The following is a 16,697-nucleotide window of genomic DNA, read 5'->3' as shown; positions in this document are numbered from 1 at the left end:
AGAATTAAAAAGCGGCTAAAATAAATTAGCCGCTTTTTCTTTATCTCGATTTATATCGAAAAGATATGGTTAAACTAAAATGTGAACATACAGTTACATCATTAGAAATCTCAAAAATCAAACTTAACCACCTATATTTTAATATATTTTTTCATTTCCACATTTGCTTTACTGTTTACCCGATAACCTAAAAATATAGCGATGACCATCGTTAAAGATAGTTTTGCTATACTAGATAAGCAGTCTTAATCGCCGTTATTAAATTTTATGCATGATCCAGTCCTCGAATCACATCATCCTATATGTGATAAACCTCAAACACGCCGTGGTATCGAACGTCGTTTAGCACTATTGTTAAGCGCAACCGAGCTGTTTTTGGAAAAAGGATATGATGCTGTTTCTTTAGATGACATCGTCAACCATGCAGGGGGTTCCAAGGCCTCTATTTATAAATATTTTGGTAATAAAGAAGGACTTTTTACCGCTATTTGTGACTATAAACGTGAAATGTTCTTTAAAGATGTTTGTATTCCATTTCAGCCAGAGAAAAGCACTTTAAGAGAGTACCTAGTTCAAACACTTAATCGTGTTTATGTTCACATTATTCAACCTGAACATATTGCGTTTTTAAGACTTATTATCGAACAGACCGAATGTAATACGGTCCTCATACAATACCTATATGATAAATGGGTACATAATCTACAAAACACACTTACTCAAGCATTAGAATTTGCGGATAAATCAGGAGAAATTACATGTCCTTCTCCTTATCATTCTTCACTCATGTATTTTGGGATTTTACGCGATATTGAATGGCGTATGATTATGGGCATGCCGGCCCTACCAGATGAGAAAGAAGCTTTTGATTATATTGAATATTGTGTAGATATTTTTTTAAAAGGCCACCATAAAGTCTAATTCTTTTGCATTTTGAAATGCTTATAGTATAGTAGACTTCTTTTTTCCCACATCCACCCAGCCAACAACAGATAATTGTTGTATTTAAAAGACAATTATTATGGAGTAGCTACATGGCTTTAAGACATTTCCTGACTTTACGTGATCTATCTACATTAGAACTCAACCGCGTTTTACAACGCGCAAGCGAACTAAAAAAAATGCAACAGAGCAATAAGGTATATCAACCTTTTGTTGGTAAAGTATTGGGAATGATTTTTGAAAAATCGAGCACACGTACTCGTATTTCTTTTGAAGCCGGTATTAATCAATTTGGTGGTAGTGCTATCTTTTTATCGCCTCGTGATACACAGCTAGGCCGTGGTGAACCAATTGAAGACTCAGCACGCGTTATTTCAAGCATGCTTGATATTGTGATGATTCGTACTTTTGGTCATGACATTGTTGAACGTTTTGCATCTTATTCAAAAGTTCCTGTCATTAACGGTCTGACCGATGATCACCACCCTTGTCAATTACTTGCAGATTTGCAAACTTATATTGAACATCGTGGCAGCATTGAAGGTAAAACCGTAGCCTGGATTGGTGATGGCAATAATATGTGTAATTCATATATTGAAGCTGCACATTTAATGGGTTTTAAATTAAAAATTGCTTCGCCAAAGGGTTTTGAACCTAAACCTGAGTTTTTAGCAGAGTTTGGACATTGTGTTGAGCTTTTTGACAATGCTGAAGATGCGGCTGTAAATGCTGACCTTATCGTTACAGACGTATGGGCAAGCATGGGGCAAGAAGAAGAACAAAAATTACGTAAGAATGCATTTGCAGCTTTTCAAGTCAATGAAAAACTGATGAGTCTTGCGCATCCTGATTGTTTGTTTATGCATTGTTTGCCAGCACATCGCGGTGAAGAAATTTCAGAAACCATGCTTGATCATAAAAACTCAGTTGTATGGGATGAAGCTGAAAACCGTCTACATGCACAAAAAGCTTTAATGGAATTTTTATTGAATGAAAATTTGAAAAAAGCTTAATCTCGATAAAAAAACAGCATCTTTAAGGTGCTGTTTTTTTATTTCTATAAAACTCTTATTTTTCTTGTTTATTTTTTAAAATTTTTCACGATGTTGCTGAATATATAAACAGTCTATATTTCAACTACACTCTAGAATCGTGTATAACATTCTACACAATAAGCCAAGCCTACTCTTGTAGAGTGCGATTATGACAACCCTTGAAGAATCACTATCTCAGATCCCTGCATTTTCAATTATTCATGAACATTTATTTAGTTCAGCACAACCTTCCGTTGAACAGCTCAAACTGATTAAAGAGTATGGCTGTAGTACCGTTATCAATTTAGCTTTGACAAACTCACCGAATTGTATTGAAAATGAAGATCAGGTTTGTCTTGAGCATGGTTTAAATTACATTCATATTCCAATTGACTGGGAAACACCGTCTTCTGACCAATGCTTATTGGTTTTAGATTTAATTGATCATTTGGTTCAAAATGAAATTGTTTGGGTACATTGTGCCAAAAATAAACGCGTAAGTTGTCTCATGTACGTATACAGACAATTTTATATGAATATGGACATGCCAACTTCTCAAGATTTACTGCACGAGATATGGGAACCCAATGAAACTTGGACTGGACTGATCCATAGTATTACCTTACAGCTACAAGGCCGTAAGGCTACCTTAGAACTTCAACAGTCTTTGCAACAAACTGATGATTTAGTTTAATTAGAGATTAATACCGTCGCTGTTGCTAAAATTCCTTCTTGGCGGCCTGTAAATCCGAGCTTTTCGGTAGTGGTCGCTTTGATACTAATTTGATTTAAATCTACATTCAAAACATCCGCAATGCTTTGTCGCATCTCTAAATTATGTTTCGCTAGTTTAGGACGTTCACAAGCTACTGTAATATCGGCATTATTCAAACGATAACCACGATCTAAGATTAACTGATAAACGTGTTTTAACAGTACACGGCTATCCGCTCCTTTAAACTCTGGATCGGTATCTGGAAAATGCTGACCAATATCGCCAAGCGCCAGTGCACCGAGTAAAGCATCACATAGCGCATGTAACACGACATCGCCATCAGAATGTGCTTTCAAGCCATGCGTATGTGGAATCTGAACGCCAGCTAAAGTTACGAAGTTACCCTCTTCAAAAGCATGCACATCCATTCCTTGTCCAATACGAATTTGAGCAACCATATCAACTCTTCCCTTCTATAAAAACTTAAGAAATCTTGTATTCAACTGTTGTGTTTCGCTATAGTACACTTAGCAAAGTAGACTGAAAGTATAAGCGATCATGCCGTCGAATACTGATATGAATCAATTGAAAAGATTAAGTTTTGTCGTGACATTGAGTTGTTTATGCTCATCGCTTGTTTTTGCGGAATCTATCGACTGCTCTAAATCCAAAACAGAGCTCAAAATTTGTTCAAAAACCTTTAGTGAAGCACGTAAGCAACTCAACAATAAATATCTTTCTGCATACCTAGTCACAGATGCACCATTAAAACTTTTACAAGATACACAGACTTTGTGGTTTAGACATACACAACAATGTAAAACCAATTCATGTTTTCAACAGCAGTTTGATGTACGTGGGGATGACTTAAATTTCTATGCATCACTTAAACAAACCCTGACGCAGCATTATCTTAAATTTGAAAATGGACATATTGCTTCCCAACCTGTTCATTTACAAATACATCAACTTGCTAAAGATAAAATCAAAATTGAAGGCTTAGCATACCGCAATCCAAATAACCGAAAAGATGCTCAAACTATTTCATTAATGGCTTATAGCTCTCCTGAGCAGAAAAGTGAAATTTTAGATAATGAGCATCACTGTAAATACAAGTTTGATTTTCAAAAGGCCTTACTTATTGTAAAAACTCAACAAAAAGGCTGCGAACGATTTACGGGTGTTTATCGACTATATGATTAATTGATATAAAACGAAAAAGCCAGTGCATCTACACTGGCTTTTCTTTTTTAAGCTGGATATTTTTGTAGAATATCCTGACTCACCAAAACAGCTGTCGCCGCTGATAAAGTCCAACCTAAATGGCCATGTCCAGTATTATAAAAAACTCGTGGCTGCTTAGACTGTTTTACGACTGGTAACATATTAGGCATCATTGGTCTTAAACCTGCCCAAGGCACAACATGCTCAGTTGAAATGTCAAAATTACGGTTCACCCAATTCACTAGAGGTTGAATACGATCCGCTCGAATGTCTCGATTATAGCCATTAAACTCAGCTGTACCTGCGATACGTAAACGATCTTGACCCAAACGAGACGTTACAATTTTGGCGCTTTCATCAAGTAAACTCACCCATGGTGCATTTTTAATGCTTTTCTCGTCTTTCAATTGGACAGTAATTGAATAGCCTTTAACTGGATAAACATTTACACGCTCACCAATCATGTCAGCCAACTGATAACTTCCAACACCACCACAAACAACTAGAACATCACCTTCTAATTGAAAGCTATCTGATTGAGAAAGATGAGGATGTTCAGCACTTGGCTGACAATTCAGCACTACTTTATCTGTATGACACTTAATATCAGTAACTTCTAAACCAAACTTATACTGAACCCCATATTGTTTAGTCTTCTCAGCTAAAGAAGTTGAATACTTATGAATGTCTCCAGTTGCATCACTTGGGGTGTAATAACCACCAAAGTAATCACCAGTTAAAGATGGCTCGATTGACTTCATTTCTTCCGGTGAAACTGAATAACGCTCCAAAGTACCTTTGTTTAAGACGTCATTCACTTGTTTAGCAATGTCATAATCAGCCTTGCTGTGGTACATATGAAGAATACCGCGTTTCTCCAAATCAAATTGAAGCTGCTCTTTTTCAGCGACTTCAAACAAGCGCTTACGCGCGAGCAATGCTAAGCGAACAGTTTCTATAGTATTGGCCTCATAGTTTTTAATATGAGATAGAAACTCAACTAACCAGCTGTATTTGTGCAAACTAAAAGAAGGGTTAAGTAATAGAGGAGCATCTTTTTGCCTCATCCATTTAAAACCTTTTATAACGGTCGCTTTCTGATTCCAGACTTCTGCATTACAAGCAGATAATTGCCCTCCATTTGCAAATGATGTTTCCATAGCTGGATAAAGATGGCGATCAATCACTGTGACTTGGTAACCTAATTGAGATAATTCATAGGCTGAAGTAACCCCGGTGATTCCTGCACCAATCACAATAACATGTGGCATAACAGACTCCTCTGAAATGCAAAAACATTTCATCAGTACAGCCCATCTGTCATTTGTACCTGAGAGTTTCGACCTAAATACTACCTTTTAGTATTTCGATCTTCCCCTTCGGTGAGTTTATGACTTATAAGTTTTTATTCTTCATCTTATAAATCTTAAGCTTCTCTCCAGATTTTTTAATTATTACAGTCCCTTTTGCCTGAGAGTTTCCGGGCTTGTTGCTCCTTCGGCGGGTTCCTAAGAACCTCTCTCCCGCAATAATTTTGTATTTATATAAGCAATGTATCTGCCACTTTTAAAAAAACGCATTCTTTTCTTGTAAACTTTTGTACAGCAATCTAATTAAATAGAAAAGTAATTGATTTAATTATAAAAAAAGGTGAATTATTTAAATTCACCTTTTGCAATTTATTAGAGCTTTCCTTCAAGCACTTGGTCAGAAACTAGACCTTTCCATTGCTCTCGCAAGGTTGGTAAATAAAACTTCTCACCAATTGTGACCAACTCAGCATCAATCAATGCATGAATTTCGTGCATAAAAATATAATCCAACGCAACTAAAGAAAGCTGATGATTTTTTTGTGCTACTTTTTTACGTTTCACTTGAGCTTGTTTAATGAGCTCATTTGCAAAATTTTTATCCTTATATGTAGTGATGGCATTTAAACGAAGCTCAATAACCCCCCAACCCGCCAACAATTTTTTGAAAATTTCAAAGTCTTTTGTTGTTGATTCCCAAGTTACGTTTTCCAGATCATTATCTTCTGGCAAAACAGGTAACAGTAAATCACCAGTACTTGGAAAAATCTTTTTAAGATTTAACAGAAATTTAACAGGCTGATCACTTGGGTAATCATTAAACTGCACATGTTGTTGAGTATCTGTTAAATAAATAGAGAGCATTCAAAAAATCCTTAGCTAAACAACTGTTTATTATGTGTTTAATTTCAATATCGCAAAATAAATGTAAATTAAAAACAATACAAAAACAGGATAAGGTGGGCATTTTAACAATTATGGCAGCTTATTCAACTCTAAGTTGGTTTGATTAAGATATATAAGAAAAATTAAATTCAAGTAACTTTGCAAACAACGCTTATATAAATTAATTGCTCAAAAAGTGAGTGAGTATTAAATATACTGAAACTCAGCCTCTTATTAAAATTTAATGTTACAATACAGTGATTTAATCAATTTCATCTGGCTCCCAAAGAAATGAATAGATCACAGTTAATTTTATTATTTTTAAGTATTACTACTTTTTCTTCTTCTGTATTTTCTGAAACAATTATTTCCCCAATTAAGCAAAAATTTTATGACCAAGAATCGAAGCGCCATAGAAGTATGCTTGAGGTTAATAATAATTCGAATCATAAGTTTAGCGAATCACAACACAATCCTTTTCACTCCGATCCACGCAAGCAAAAAGTAGATTTTTTCGAAATTGCCAAACAATACCAAGATGAGAAACCTCAAAACCCCCACTCCTACTCTCCTGATCCAACTGTGAATATGAGTGATCATGATCGAAGTCTCTACTATATTAGAAATCATGATGATATAGGTCTTAAAAGGGATATTCGCATTCAACAATATAGATCATTAAAACAGCAATATGATAAAGGCGTTATTTCCAATGATGAATACAAAGAGAAAGTTTACAAAATTTTAAAATAAGCTTTTATATATTCTGAAGCCTTCTTTTAATGGAAGGCTTTTATAATAGTTTTGATATAGATTGTTAAAAAAACTTTAAATAACAAAGATTCATAGTAAATAAGCAATAAAAATTAAACAGTTTTAACTGCTAAAAGACGCCAGACTATTCAGATCTTCTCTACACATAAAGGAGAGATCCATGAAGATCCGCGCTTCACGTACCTATTCAACTTATTCAAATCATTACTTTATTTCGAAAGAATATGAATGCAGCGTTATTCCACTAAAAGGAATGTGCTTTACCGATCTTGGTTTGACCGAAAATGGTGTAATCGCACCTATAGAAATTGCAGAGGTCACTATAGATCCAGCCTCTAATTCATATCATGTTCTTTTAGCAAAAGACGCGCACGAATATACAAAAGAAGAACTAAAAAGAAAATTTGAAGAAATGAAAGCAAATGGTTGGGAATATATAGAAGATCTACTAGTGTAGTTTTTATTTTCAACCTATACGTTAGAGCACATATGAAAAGCTCTAGATTTAATGTGTAAACATAATAGCCATCAGTAGTACTGTACATTCAATACAAAATGATACTGCTGATGGCTATATAGACCGCTTATTTACTATTTGGCGAAACCATTTTTTCAGGTTTAACGACTTCATCAAATTGTTCTGCTGTTACTAAACCAAGCTCAACAGCCACTTGTTTTAAAGTCTTATTCTCTTTATAAGCAGTTTTCGCTACTTTTGCAGAGTTTTCATAACCAATAACTGGATTCAATGCAGTAACTAACATGAGAGAGTTATGCAAGAAGTGATCAATTTTATCTCGATTAGGTTCAATTCCAACCGCACAATGATCATTAAAACTATTGCATACATCGCCAAGAAGCTGAATAGATTGCAATAAATTATAAGCAATCACTGGCATAAATACGTTTAACTCGAAGTTACCCGAAGCACCTGCAACATTAATAGTGGTATCGTTGCCAAGCACTTGTGCAACCACCATGGTCATTGCTTCACTTTGCGTCGGATTCACTTTACCCGGCATAATGCTTGAGCCTGGTTCATTTTCAGGAATGCGAATTTCACCAAAACCACAGCGTGGGCCACTTGCTAACCAACGAATATCGTTAGCAATCTTATTTAAGCTTACTGCTAGAGTTTTTAATGCACCTGATGCAAAAACAGCAGCATCACGCCCTGCAAGTGCTTCAAATTTATTAGGAGCAGTAACAAATGGCAAACCTGTTAAAGTTGCAAGCTGAGCTGCGGCCTTAACAGCATAGTCAGGATGAGCATTTAACCCAGTTCCTACTGCTGTACCACCCAATGGCAACTCATACAAACCAGTTAAGGCTTGTTGTAAGCGCACTAAACCATGCTCAAGCTGCGAAACATAACCGCTAAATTCTTGGCCTAAGGTTAATGGTGTGGCATCTTGCAAATGAGTACGGCCAATTTTAACAATATCTTGAAATTCATCGGACTTCTTCTGCAAAGTCGCTTTAAGCTGTTCCACAGCTGGAATCAGTAATTCATTGATTTGCAAACTTGCCGCAACGTGAATAGCCGTTGGAAATGAGTCATTGGTAGACTGCGCACGATTGACATGATCATTTGGATGTACTGGTTTTTGTGCACCCAGTGCTTCGCCTAATTTTTGGTTGGCAATATTGGCAATCACTTCATTACAGTTCATGTTGCTTTGCGTACCAGAACCTGTTTGCCAAACTACGAGTGGGAACTGTGAATCCCATTTTCCTGCAATCACTTCTTCGGCAGCTCCCACAATGTATTGACTTAAATCTTGTGGTAACTGTCCTAACTCGGCATTGGTTATTGCTGCTGCTTTTTTTACCAATCCCATCGCTCGAATCATGGCACGGGGTAAACGCTCCTGCCCGATTTTGAAGTTCTGTAAGCTACGTTGGGTTTGTGCTCCCCACAGTGCTTCATTTGGAACTTCAATTTCACCCATAGTGTCATGTTCAATTCGTGTTTGCATAGAAACCTCGGTTATCTGGTTAAAGAACTCACGGGCTGAAGCAATTTTTGCTTTGGCTAGTTAATTTTAGTATCGTACTCAAGCATTCCATTATTGTAAATAAGAATCATTATCTTATCTTCCATTTAATGTATTTTGATAGAATCTCCACTCATCTTCAATCATTTGCTTTAAAGTTCGTTTTGGATCCCACTGTAATAAAGTTTTTGCTTTTCCTATATTTGCACCAAGTTGAGCCAACTCTTCATGCTTATAAATTGCCGATTGTGTCGGAATTTCAGCTTGGGTCACTTGTGAAATTTCATCCAATAACTGACGAATTGAATGTACTTGGTCATGTGCAATATTAAATGCTTCACAGCAATGGGTTTGATCACGTAGCCATAGTAGAGTTGCACTTACCGCGTCACATACATCTAACACATGTAGAAAGCTACGTTCCACGGTATGGTCTTCGGTCGAAACCTGATCTTGTAATTCAATTAAATCACGCTGCATCGCTGCCACTTGCAGTGCAAGCGGTACAATATTTTTAGGGAGCTGCGCAACATACTCACCTAATACACCATGCTCAAAAGCACCTACAATATTTGATAGGCGTAAGATCGCAATTTTCCATTCATGATCAATTTTATGAGTATCTCTAATGATTTCTTCAATCATCTGTTGAGATTTGATATATGGATTAGGATAACCGTAGTTAAAATCTTCTGTTTCGCTTAACTGCAAACCAGATTTTCCATAGACTGCCAAGCTAGATAAATGAATGAAATGACGAACACCTGTACGTTGCATCGCACGTAATAGGCTCATAATGCAACTGACATTATCGTTGTAATATTCGAGCGGTTTTAAATTAGACTCTTCAATAGATTTAAAACCAGCTGTGTGAATGACTGCATCGATTGAGTACTGTTCAAATACTTTGTTCAATGCAGGTGTATTACGTACATCAAGTTTAACAAACGGAACGTACATACCAGAGATGTATTCTAACCGCTCAAGCGTTTGCAAGGTCGAGTTAGCCAAATTATCGACAATAACCACTTCTTGGCCTTGAGCCAACAGACTCAATGCAATGTGTGAACCGATAAAGCCTAAACCACCTGTCACTAAAATCATTGTATACTTACCTTTCTCTTAATGTATCTACGCCCATTTAGACGTATGACCATAGTGAATTCTCAATGAGTACATTACTACTAATAACCTCTGCTCCTACTTCAATCCATGCTTGGCATGCACTGGGCCTTGCTCAGGCACTCAAAAGTAAAAATGAAGACTTTCGTGTATTCTTTTACCAAGATGGCGTTCAAGTTGCGAATGACTTTCAGTGGGTTCCTGACGACCAGCGTAATTTAACGCATGAATGGCAAAAGCTCGCGATCCGACTTCCTGTTTGCGTTAGCGCTGCTCTTGCACGCGGGATTACCGATGCAGAAAATGCGAGTCGCCATCAACTTAGTCATCACAACCTAGCGAACAACTTTGAGTTGGTTGGACTAGGTGAACTTGCTGATGCAGTACAGTCAGCCTCTCGTCTTCTTCAATTCTAAGTTACTTTGTTAACTTAGATTGTTGCTTTTAAAAGGTATATTGTGTGAAAACTGTACTCGTTATTTTGACCCAAGCCAATCTAACCAGCCTACAAGTCAATGAAAGCCTCGCCGCTACTATGGTTTTAGCAACCTTTGGCTCACCAGTCAAAGTATTATTGAAAGATGCAGCTCTTAGCCTCTTACAAAATGAACATAACTTTGACCAGTTGCAGCATGCTTTTAAAATTGCTTCAAACATGGTGGATAGCTTTGAGTTTTATGACTTAAGTCCAATTCTTGTTGAGATCAAAAATAAACAGCATCCTTTTGTTCAAAACAGTGAGCAGGAGCTAGAGTTTGTTCAGTTAGATACTGAACTCATCCAATCTTTCGATCATGTCTTATATTGGTAGATAAAGGTGTAAATTTAATGACGCAATCAACACTTTATCTGGTGCAAGCTTCTTATCACCATACCCCTCGTATTATTGAAGAACTTGAAAAGCTTTTTCATCAAGACGATCAGATTGTTTTTATGGGCGATTCAACCGCACAGCTTTCCGTAGACATTTGTCAGCAGTTTGGCTCAGTTTCTTGTTTAGCTCATGAAAAAGATTTAATTGATGCAGAAACCTTGGCTCACGTTAAGGTATTAAACTATGACCAGTTTGCAGATCTGGTTTTACAATTTAATCGATGCATTTCTTTGAAGTAATATTGTTAGGCTCATTTTTATGAATTTAGAATTAGATCAAGATGGTCATTTAGTCGACTATACGATTTGGAATCCCGAAGTCGCACAGGAACTCGCCAAATCTCTCGATCTTGAATTAACAGATTGGCATTTTGAAGTTTTAGCTGCGGTTCGCCAATTTTATCAACAATTTGGGCACTCTCCTGCAACACGCCCTCTGATTAAGTTTTTAATGAAAACCGTCAGTCCTGATATTAATAATGCTGTTTTACAGCAAAAATTTAATACTGGTTTAGTTGCACGCCATCTCAGTCGTTTGGCAGGCATTCCTAAACCAGCAAATTGTTTATAAATTTTTATGCAAACTTTTTAGCGGCAGCGACACACAAAATTGTTACTGCCGTTACCATTAACATCGACCAACTTACATGTTCATGTAATAAAAGTGCGGCAATCGCGAGTCCCATCAAAGGTTGTAAAAGTTGTAGCTGGCTAATTGCAGCAATACCGCCTTGAGCAAGACCTTTGTACCAGAAAAAGAACCCGATAAGCATACTAAATAAAGATACATAAACCAGCCCTGCTATCGCTGATGTAGATACATCTTGGAAAGAAACAGGCATATAAAAAACAGTAGCAAACAGCATAATCGGTAAAGCTAAAATAAGCGCCCAACAAATCACCTGCCAACCACCTATTTTTTTCGAAAGTACTCCTCCTTCTGCATAGCCAAATCCACACAAAATAATTGCAATAAGCATGTATAAATCGCCGATGCCAAAAGATGCTTCGCCCGACAAAAAGAACATGTAGGTAAAGACAACCAAACTGCCTAAAATTGCAAATATCCAAAAAAATAGATTTGGCTTTTCTCCACCTCTTACAACAGCGAATATAGCAGTAGCTAGCGGCAAAAGACTCACAAAGACAATTGAATGTGCTGCATTCATATATTGCAAAGCAAGCGCCGTAAATAATGGGAAACCCACAACAACACCTAAAGCAACTATTGCGAGTGGCCACCAATCTTGCTTAGCTGGTCTTTTTTCTTTAAGCAAAAAGATAAGAGTTAAACCTAAAACGCCCGCAATAACTGCTCTTGCCGCCGTCAGAAAACCAGGATCAAAACCGGTGACCGCAACACGGGTAGCAGGCAGTGAACCTGCAAAAATTGCAACCCCTATAAAACCGTTCACCCAACCATTCATAAACTTTTGCATATTATTCTCCGCAACTATACGAAGAATTTAAGCTGTGATATGGTGTTGATACCAGATACAAAGCAGTACAATTTTAAAAAACTGTTATGTATAAATAAGCAGTACAGTTAGAGATAATTAACGTGAACCAGTCAAAAACAAAAATCGAGTTTGTTATTTCACAGATTGAACAACAAATTAAAAATCGTTCTTTAACACCAGGCTCCCGTTTACCTTCTGTACGCAAGCTAGCAAAAGATTTAGGTTTTTCAGTTTCTACTATTGTCGAAGCTTATGAGCGATTAATTGCCGTAGGTAAACTTGAATCTCGTAGTGGCTCCGGTTTTTATGTTGTGGGACCGCTTGCCCCTTTAGCTTTGAGTGAATTAGGCCCTAAATTAGATCGCTCTATCGATCCATTATGGATTTCACGTCAGTCCTTAGAAGCAAAACCTGATGCGTTTAAACCTGGTTGTGGCTGGTTACCAAATGACTGGATGCCACTTGAGAGTATTCGCAAAGCTTTAAGATCTGCTACACGTAACGAAGATGATAACTTAATGGGCTATTCGTCACCTTTAGGACTGCCAGCATTAAGAGATTTACTCGCTAGACGAGCACAAAGTAAAGGTATAGAAGCAAACTTGAACCAAGTTCTTTTAACCGATTCTGGTACTCAAGCAATTGATCTGGTTTGTCGTTTCTTACTTAAACCAGATGATGTAGTTCTAATTGATGACCCTTGCTACTTTAATTTTCATGCTCTACTTAAAGTTCATCAAGTTAAAATTATTGGCATTCCCTATACACCAAACGGACCAGACATAGAGGCATTTAAAGAAGCGATTGAGACCTATAATCCGCGGCTTTATATTACAAACTCTGGAATACACAACCCAACTGGTGCAACACTCTCACTTTCGATCGCTCATCAATTATTAAAACTCATTGAGCAGTCTAATTTAATTGTGATTGAAGACGATATATTTTCAGATTTTGAACATACTTCAGCGCCACGGCTTGCGGCCCTAGACAACCTTTCACGCGTGATTTTTATTGGAAGTTTCTCTAAAACGCTCTCTGCCTCTATTCGCTGCGGCTACATTATTGCGAAACCAGAATGGATTGATCAAATTACCGATTTAAAAATTGCTACCAGCTTTTCTCACAATGGACTCTCAGCCAAGATATTACATACAGCTTTAACCGATGGTTCATACCGTAAGCATCTAGATGTGTTAAAAGTTCGTTTAGCCCAATCCATGCAGGAAACGATAGCAAAGCTTAAAGCGATTGGAATAGAACCGTGGATTGAACCAAAGGCCGGAATTTTTGTGTGGTGTCGTCTACCAGAAGGAATAGATGCAGCAAAGATTGCACAGTTTTGCTTGAATCGAGAAGTGATTCTTGCTCCGGGTAATGCCTTTAGCCAATCAAAATCGGCAGGCCAATTTATTCGTTTTAATATTACCCAGTCAAACCATGATTATATTTATAAGACTCTTACAGAAGCACTTCAGCAAGAGTCTTTAAACAAAGAACTTTAAGCTTGTTTTTTCTTTTGTTCCATATAAGCAAAGTAGCCCGGTCCAGCCGAAACTTGAACTTGTTTTGCATGTAAAGGTTCACGGCAGACCGAACAAACCATGACTGGTTCAAATTTATGACCACAAGCTTTATGGCGATATTCCAAAGGTTTACCTAAACCTTGATCCATCCATTTATCTGCCCAATTCGCCATAGATAATATAATTGGATAAAGCTCAAATCCTTTATCAGTGAGACGATATTCAAAACGTTCCTGACGGTCAAAATAAGGAGCTTTGACTAAAATTTCGTATTCAACCAAACGCTTTAAACGATCCGACAGCACATGACGAGTGACACCTAGTGATTTTTGAAAATCATCAAAACGGCGAATTCCCATAAAAGCATTACGTAATATTAGCATCGTCCACCGATCACCAATTACTGATAGCATACGGGCAACAGAACAAGGTTGATCACCGATGTCATCCCATTTCATCTTTATGCTTACCTCAATATAGAACTGGCCTACTTGCCTTATTATTTATACCCTAAACCACTTAATATGTTATATGCAATATTCAGCTTAAAAATAAGTTTTTAATGTACTTATGACGCCTATTTTTTAAATAACCATGAATAGAAATACTTATAAAATATGATTAACTTATAAGTATAAATTAATCATATTCAATTTATTTATAGGCTAATTTGAAATAAAGATTCCTTTTAATAAAGTACCTGACTCTAGTTTTGTACTCGCAGGAATACGAACTAGACAATTGGCTTGCATAAGGTTACTCAGCATATGAGACTGCTGCTTGGCCAAACTTTTTACTCTAAGTTGTCCTGCATCAAAATAAGCATACATTCGTAAAAAACGCTCACGTGCATCTTCTTTTAAATCATGCTCTAAAATTGCAGTAAACCATTCTGGTCCGCATCTATTACCCTGTAATGCATCAAGCAAAGATTTACCATAAACTTGCATTGCTACATATACCGCAGCTGGATTACCCGGTAAGCCTAACAAATAGCAAGAATGGCTAGCTTGTGAATTATGGTATTCGGCAAAGAATAAAGGTTTACCCGGTTTTTGTTTAACTTTCCAAAATATTTGTTCAAACCCAACTTCGAAAGCACATGGTCGAACAAAGTCATAATCACCTACTGACACTCCGCCTGTGGTTATGATGACATCATGGCTGTCTTTTAACTGGTTAAAGTATTGGGTGACCTGTTCAGCTTCATCTGCAACATGAATGAGTTCGATATCTAAACCATAATCTTCAAACCAAGCTTTTAATAAAGGCCCATTTGCATCAAAGACTTTTCCATCGATTAAATCATCTGCCGTTTGAGCAACTTCATCACCTGTGACTAGTACTGCAACTTTTGGTCTACGATAAACAGTAAGCTCTTGCATTCCCGCCATACTTAAAGCAGCCAAGCTTCCAATATTTAGAAACTGTCCTACTTGAGCAAGCAACTGTCCCTGCTGGATTTCTTCACCAGTAAAACGGATATCAGCTTGAGGGCGTATATGCTCCGTTACACAAATTTCTTGAGCCGAAATAATCGATACGATTTCTTGCCGAGCTACATGCGTTGTCCCTTCAGGAATTTTGCCGCCCGTAAATATACGAATCGCCTGACCTTCACCGAGTATGTCATGACTCTCGCTTCCGGCACGAATCTCACCTGTAACTTGAAACTTTTGATTATTTAAATCTTCTGCATGGCTACAAAGTGCATAACCGTCTACCGCACTTTGAGAAAAACTTGGTAGATTAATTTCAGAGTAAATATCTTGAGCAAGATAACTACTTAGGCTATTTGTTAGAGTCTTTTGAATAGAGCTTAAGTTTTTAGGCTTATTAATCACTAAATCTAGTGCTTCATCTATACTGATTAATCCACGCTCTGCACCACAACCTGACATTATTCATAGCCTCCCGGATGCGGTAAATCACGGCAAACATCAAAAATATGGACTAAGGCAGGTAAAATAGCAGCCATTGATTCGCTTGCTCCACCGCGGCTTCCCGGTAACGTCACTACTAAAGAACGGTCAATAAACCCTGCTACTCCGCGTGACATAGCAGCATATGGCGTGCGTTTTTGTCCAAATGAGCGAGCAGCTTCCATTAAGCCATCTAACTTACGTTCTAAAAGAGGCTCCAGCGTATCAACCGTAATATCACGCTTACCAATTCCTGTACCGCCGACGGTCATAATACAAGCATACAATTTGGTGAGTTCTAGGACCAATTCTTTGAGATCATCTGCTTCATCAGGCAAAATTTGGTAATGGATCGGATCAAATCCAGCTTCAGTTAAAGTTTCAACTACAGATTTTCCGGCCGTATCCGGCTTTCTACCCGCTGCTACGGTATCTGACAATACAATAACCGCAGCCGAAACAGGCTGACGCAATACCCGTTTAAAATGGGATTTTCCGCCTTTTTTCTTAAGTAGTTTACATTGATCCATCCAGAGTTCTTCTGGTTCACAATGGGGCTTTAACATGTCGTAAATGGTTAAACCTGCAAGGCTTGCCGCCGTTAAAGCTTCCATTTCTACGCCAGTTGGCCCAATGGTCTCAACGACAGCAATAATTTTTACAAAGTCATGTTCCAATTCATATTCTACATCTGCCCGATAAATCGGTAGCGGATGACATAGTGGAATCAGCTCATCAGTTCGTTTTGCTGCCAAAATTCCTGCAACACGTGCTGTTTTTAATGCATCACCTTTTTCCGTGTTTCCTTGTCTTAATAATTCAATACAGTGCGGTGGTGCATATAAAATCGCTTGTGCTTCGGCAACACGATAACTTTCCGGCTTCATTCCTACGTTTTTCATTATTTATCCTA

Annotated in this window: 20 protein-coding genes and 1 riboswitch; of the genes, 11 read left to right on the top strand and 9 right to left on the bottom strand. The window is 37.4% G+C overall.

From position 1 onward, the window contains the following. Window positions 1-267: 267 nt before the first annotated feature. The 3 genes from RMA95_RS11555 (at window position 268) to RMA95_RS11545 (ending at window position 2,670) form a co-directional block, all read left to right on the top strand. Window positions 268-921 carry a TetR/AcrR family transcriptional regulator gene (locus tag RMA95_RS11555; RefSeq protein WP_263613901.1) on the top strand — a complete coding sequence of 218 codons (654 nt, stop codon included), beginning with the start codon at window positions 268-270 and terminating at the stop codon, window positions 919-921. Window positions 922-1,034: 113 nt separating this feature from the next. Continuing rightward, a complete protein-coding gene (gene argF, locus RMA95_RS11550; protein WP_002049620.1) occupies window positions 1,035-1,955 on the top strand; it encodes an ornithine carbamoyltransferase in 921 nt (306 codons plus the stop codon). A gap of 190 nt (window positions 1,956-2,145) precedes the next feature. Beyond that, window positions 2,146-2,670: a protein tyrosine phosphatase family protein gene (locus RMA95_RS11545; protein ID WP_174735373.1), complete on the top strand. Its 525-nt coding sequence runs from the start codon at window positions 2,146-2,148 to the stop codon at window positions 2,668-2,670. On the opposite strand, the gene ispF is transcribed toward RMA95_RS11545, so the two are convergent. Continuing rightward, window positions 2,667-3,149, bottom strand: coding sequence for a 2-C-methyl-D-erythritol 2,4-cyclodiphosphate synthase (gene ispF, locus RMA95_RS11540; RefSeq protein ID WP_004701182.1), 483 nt, complete (start codon window positions 3,147-3,149; stop codon window positions 2,667-2,669). The genes RMA95_RS11545 and ispF overlap by 4 nt on opposite strands. A 100-nt stretch (window positions 3,150-3,249) precedes the next feature. Here ispF and RMA95_RS11535 point away from each other — a divergent pair, with 100 nt between their 5' ends. Further along, window positions 3,250-3,894, top strand: coding sequence for a hypothetical protein (locus RMA95_RS11535; protein ID WP_263613903.1), 645 nt, complete (start codon window positions 3,250-3,252; stop codon window positions 3,892-3,894). Between the two features lie 47 nt (window positions 3,895-3,941). Here the strand turns inward: RMA95_RS11535 and RMA95_RS11530 are convergent, their stop codons facing one another. Together RMA95_RS11530 and RMA95_RS11525 are read right to left on the bottom strand one after the other, a co-directional pair. Further along, window positions 3,942-5,186: a D-amino acid dehydrogenase gene (locus RMA95_RS11530; RefSeq protein ID WP_263613904.1), complete on the bottom strand. Its 1,245-nt coding sequence runs from the start codon at window positions 5,184-5,186 to the stop codon at window positions 3,942-3,944. 176 nt (window positions 5,187-5,362) lie between these two features. Beyond that, window positions 5,363-5,451, bottom strand: a riboswitch (glycine riboswitch). 146 nt (window positions 5,452-5,597) lie between these two features. After that, window positions 5,598-6,089 (bottom strand): hypothetical protein, encoded by a 492-nt coding sequence (locus RMA95_RS11525; protein ID WP_263613905.1) that lies wholly within the window; start codon window positions 6,087-6,089, stop codon window positions 5,598-5,600. A 312-nt stretch (window positions 6,090-6,401) separates the two neighbouring features. Here RMA95_RS11525 and RMA95_RS11520 point away from each other — a divergent pair, with 312 nt between their 5' ends. Both RMA95_RS11520 and RMA95_RS11515 read left to right on the top strand, forming a co-directional pair. Next, window positions 6,402-6,863 (top strand): hypothetical protein, encoded by a 462-nt coding sequence (locus RMA95_RS11520; protein WP_263613906.1) that lies wholly within the window; start codon window positions 6,402-6,404, stop codon window positions 6,861-6,863. Window positions 6,864-7,044: 181 nt separating this feature from the next. After that, entirely contained in the window at window positions 7,045-7,341 is a 297-nt protein-coding gene (locus RMA95_RS11515; RefSeq protein WP_311070701.1) for a hypothetical protein, read from the top strand. Between the two features lie 127 nt (window positions 7,342-7,468). On the opposite strand, the gene fumC is transcribed toward RMA95_RS11515, so the two are convergent. Together fumC and galE are read right to left on the bottom strand one after the other, a co-directional pair. After that, complete coding sequence (fumC, locus tag RMA95_RS11510) at window positions 7,469-8,863, bottom strand: class II fumarate hydratase (protein WP_311070699.1); 1,395 nt, start codon at window positions 8,861-8,863, stop codon at window positions 7,469-7,471. 114 nt (window positions 8,864-8,977) lie between these two features. Next, window positions 8,978-9,985 (bottom strand): UDP-glucose 4-epimerase GalE, encoded by a 1,008-nt coding sequence (gene galE, locus RMA95_RS11505; protein ID WP_022575597.1) that lies wholly within the window; start codon window positions 9,983-9,985, stop codon window positions 8,978-8,980. Between the two features lie 65 nt (window positions 9,986-10,050). On the opposite strand from galE, the gene tusD reads away from it, so the two are divergent. The 4 genes from tusD to RMA95_RS11485 are packed head-to-tail and all read left to right on the top strand — an operon-like array spanning window position 10,051 to window position 11,447. Next, the gene (gene tusD, locus RMA95_RS11500) at window positions 10,051-10,419 is read left to right on the top strand and encodes a sulfurtransferase complex subunit TusD (RefSeq protein ID WP_000105718.1); all 369 of its coding nucleotides are present in this window, start codon (window positions 10,051-10,053) and stop codon (window positions 10,417-10,419) included. Between the two features lie 44 nt (window positions 10,420-10,463). Next, window positions 10,464-10,814, top strand: coding sequence for a hypothetical protein (locus RMA95_RS11495; protein ID WP_032048183.1), 351 nt, complete (start codon window positions 10,464-10,466; stop codon window positions 10,812-10,814). A 17-nt stretch (window positions 10,815-10,831) separates the two neighbouring features. Beyond that, on the top strand, window positions 10,832-11,116 hold the full coding sequence (locus RMA95_RS11490; RefSeq protein WP_174744930.1) for a DsrH like protein: 285 nt from the start codon (window positions 10,832-10,834) through the stop codon (window positions 11,114-11,116). A gap of 19 nt (window positions 11,117-11,135) precedes the next feature. After that, the gene (locus tag RMA95_RS11485; RefSeq protein ID WP_001047539.1) at window positions 11,136-11,447 is read left to right on the top strand and encodes a TusE/DsrC/DsvC family sulfur relay protein; all 312 of its coding nucleotides are present in this window, start codon (window positions 11,136-11,138) and stop codon (window positions 11,445-11,447) included. 4 nt (window positions 11,448-11,451) lie between these two features. Here the strand turns inward: RMA95_RS11485 and RMA95_RS11480 are convergent, their stop codons facing one another. Beyond that, window positions 11,452-12,315 carry a DMT family transporter gene (locus tag RMA95_RS11480; RefSeq protein ID WP_311070693.1) on the bottom strand — a complete coding sequence of 288 codons (864 nt, stop codon included), beginning with the start codon at window positions 12,313-12,315 and terminating at the stop codon, window positions 11,452-11,454. Window positions 12,316-12,437: 122 nt separating this feature from the next. Between RMA95_RS11480 and RMA95_RS11475 the strand changes: the two genes are divergently transcribed. After that, window positions 12,438-13,841 carry a PLP-dependent aminotransferase family protein gene (locus tag RMA95_RS11475; protein ID WP_311070691.1) on the top strand — a complete coding sequence of 468 codons (1,404 nt, stop codon included), beginning with the start codon at window positions 12,438-12,440 and terminating at the stop codon, window positions 13,839-13,841. Here the strand turns inward: RMA95_RS11475 and RMA95_RS11470 are convergent. The 3 genes from RMA95_RS11470 to moaCB all read right to left on the bottom strand — a co-directional run bounded on the left by RMA95_RS11470 (window position 13,838) and on the right by moaCB (window position 16,686). Beyond that, window positions 13,838-14,320, bottom strand: a complete 483-nt coding sequence (locus RMA95_RS11470; RefSeq protein ID WP_049066221.1) for a helix-turn-helix domain-containing protein — start codon at window positions 14,318-14,320, stop codon at window positions 13,838-13,840. The two genes, RMA95_RS11475 and RMA95_RS11470, sit on opposite strands and share 4 nt — an antisense overlap. 207 nt (window positions 14,321-14,527) lie before the next feature. Continuing rightward, window positions 14,528-15,763, bottom strand: coding sequence for a molybdopterin molybdotransferase MoeA (locus tag RMA95_RS11465; protein WP_311070688.1), 1,236 nt, complete (start codon window positions 15,761-15,763; stop codon window positions 14,528-14,530). After that, on the bottom strand, window positions 15,763-16,686 hold the full coding sequence (moaCB, locus tag RMA95_RS11460) for a bifunctional molybdenum cofactor biosynthesis protein MoaC/MoaB (protein ID WP_272328337.1): 924 nt from the start codon (window positions 16,684-16,686) through the stop codon (window positions 15,763-15,765). Before moaCB ends, RMA95_RS11465 begins: the two co-directional genes overlap by 1 nt. Between the last annotated feature and the right edge of the window lie 11 nt (window positions 16,687-16,697).

The organism is Acinetobacter sp. V110_1 (assembly GCF_031798975.1).
GTDB classification, from domain to species: Bacteria; Pseudomonadota; Gammaproteobacteria; order Pseudomonadales; family Moraxellaceae; genus Acinetobacter; species Acinetobacter nosocomialis_A.
This window is presented reverse-complemented; position numbering and strand designations above follow the sequence as displayed.

Bases quoted from the DNA above. Each gene is read 5' to 3' on its own strand.
- tusD (WP_000105718.1), top strand. From the start codon at position 10,051: ATGAGTACATTACTACTAATAACCTCTGCTCCTACTTCAATCCATGCT.
- RMA95_RS11485 (WP_001047539.1), top strand. From the start codon at position 11,136: ATGAATTTAGAATTAGATCAAGATGGTCATTTAGTCGACTATACGATT.
- RMA95_RS11490 (WP_174744930.1), top strand. From the start codon at position 10,832: ATGACGCAATCAACACTTTATCTGGTGCAAGCTTCTTATCACCATACC.
- RMA95_RS11480 (WP_311070693.1), bottom strand. From the start codon at position 12,315: ATGCAAAAGTTTATGAATGGTTGGGTGAACGGTTTTATAGGGGTTGCA.
- RMA95_RS11470 (WP_049066221.1), bottom strand. From the start codon at position 14,320: ATGAAATGGGATGACATCGGTGATCAACCTTGTTCTGTTGCCCGTATG.
- ispF (WP_004701182.1), bottom strand. From the start codon at position 3,149: ATGGTTGCTCAAATTCGTATTGGACAAGGAATGGATGTGCATGCTTTT.
- RMA95_RS11535 (WP_263613903.1), top strand. From the start codon at position 3,250: ATGCCGTCGAATACTGATATGAATCAATTGAAAAGATTAAGTTTTGTC.
- RMA95_RS11515 (WP_311070701.1), top strand. From the start codon at position 7,045: ATGAAGATCCGCGCTTCACGTACCTATTCAACTTATTCAAATCATTAC.
- RMA95_RS11520 (WP_263613906.1), top strand. From the start codon at position 6,402: ATGAATAGATCACAGTTAATTTTATTATTTTTAAGTATTACTACTTTT.
- galE (WP_022575597.1), bottom strand. From the start codon at position 9,985: ATGATTTTAGTGACAGGTGGTTTAGGCTTTATCGGTTCACACATTGCA.
- RMA95_RS11465 (WP_311070688.1), bottom strand. From the start codon at position 15,763: ATGTCAGGTTGTGGTGCAGAGCGTGGATTAATCAGTATAGATGAAGCA.
- RMA95_RS11525 (WP_263613905.1), bottom strand. From the start codon at position 6,089: ATGCTCTCTATTTATTTAACAGATACTCAACAACATGTGCAGTTTAAT.
- RMA95_RS11545 (WP_174735373.1), top strand. From the start codon at position 2,146: ATGACAACCCTTGAAGAATCACTATCTCAGATCCCTGCATTTTCAATT.
- argF (WP_002049620.1), top strand. From the start codon at position 1,035: ATGGCTTTAAGACATTTCCTGACTTTACGTGATCTATCTACATTAGAA.
- moaCB (WP_272328337.1), bottom strand. From the start codon at position 16,686: ATGAAAAACGTAGGAATGAAGCCGGAAAGTTATCGTGTTGCCGAAGCA.
- RMA95_RS11555 (WP_263613901.1), top strand. From the start codon at position 268: ATGCATGATCCAGTCCTCGAATCACATCATCCTATATGTGATAAACCT.
- RMA95_RS11530 (WP_263613904.1), bottom strand. From the start codon at position 5,186: ATGCCACATGTTATTGTGATTGGTGCAGGAATCACCGGGGTTACTTCA.
- fumC (WP_311070699.1), bottom strand. From the start codon at position 8,863: ATGCAAACACGAATTGAACATGACACTATGGGTGAAATTGAAGTTCCA.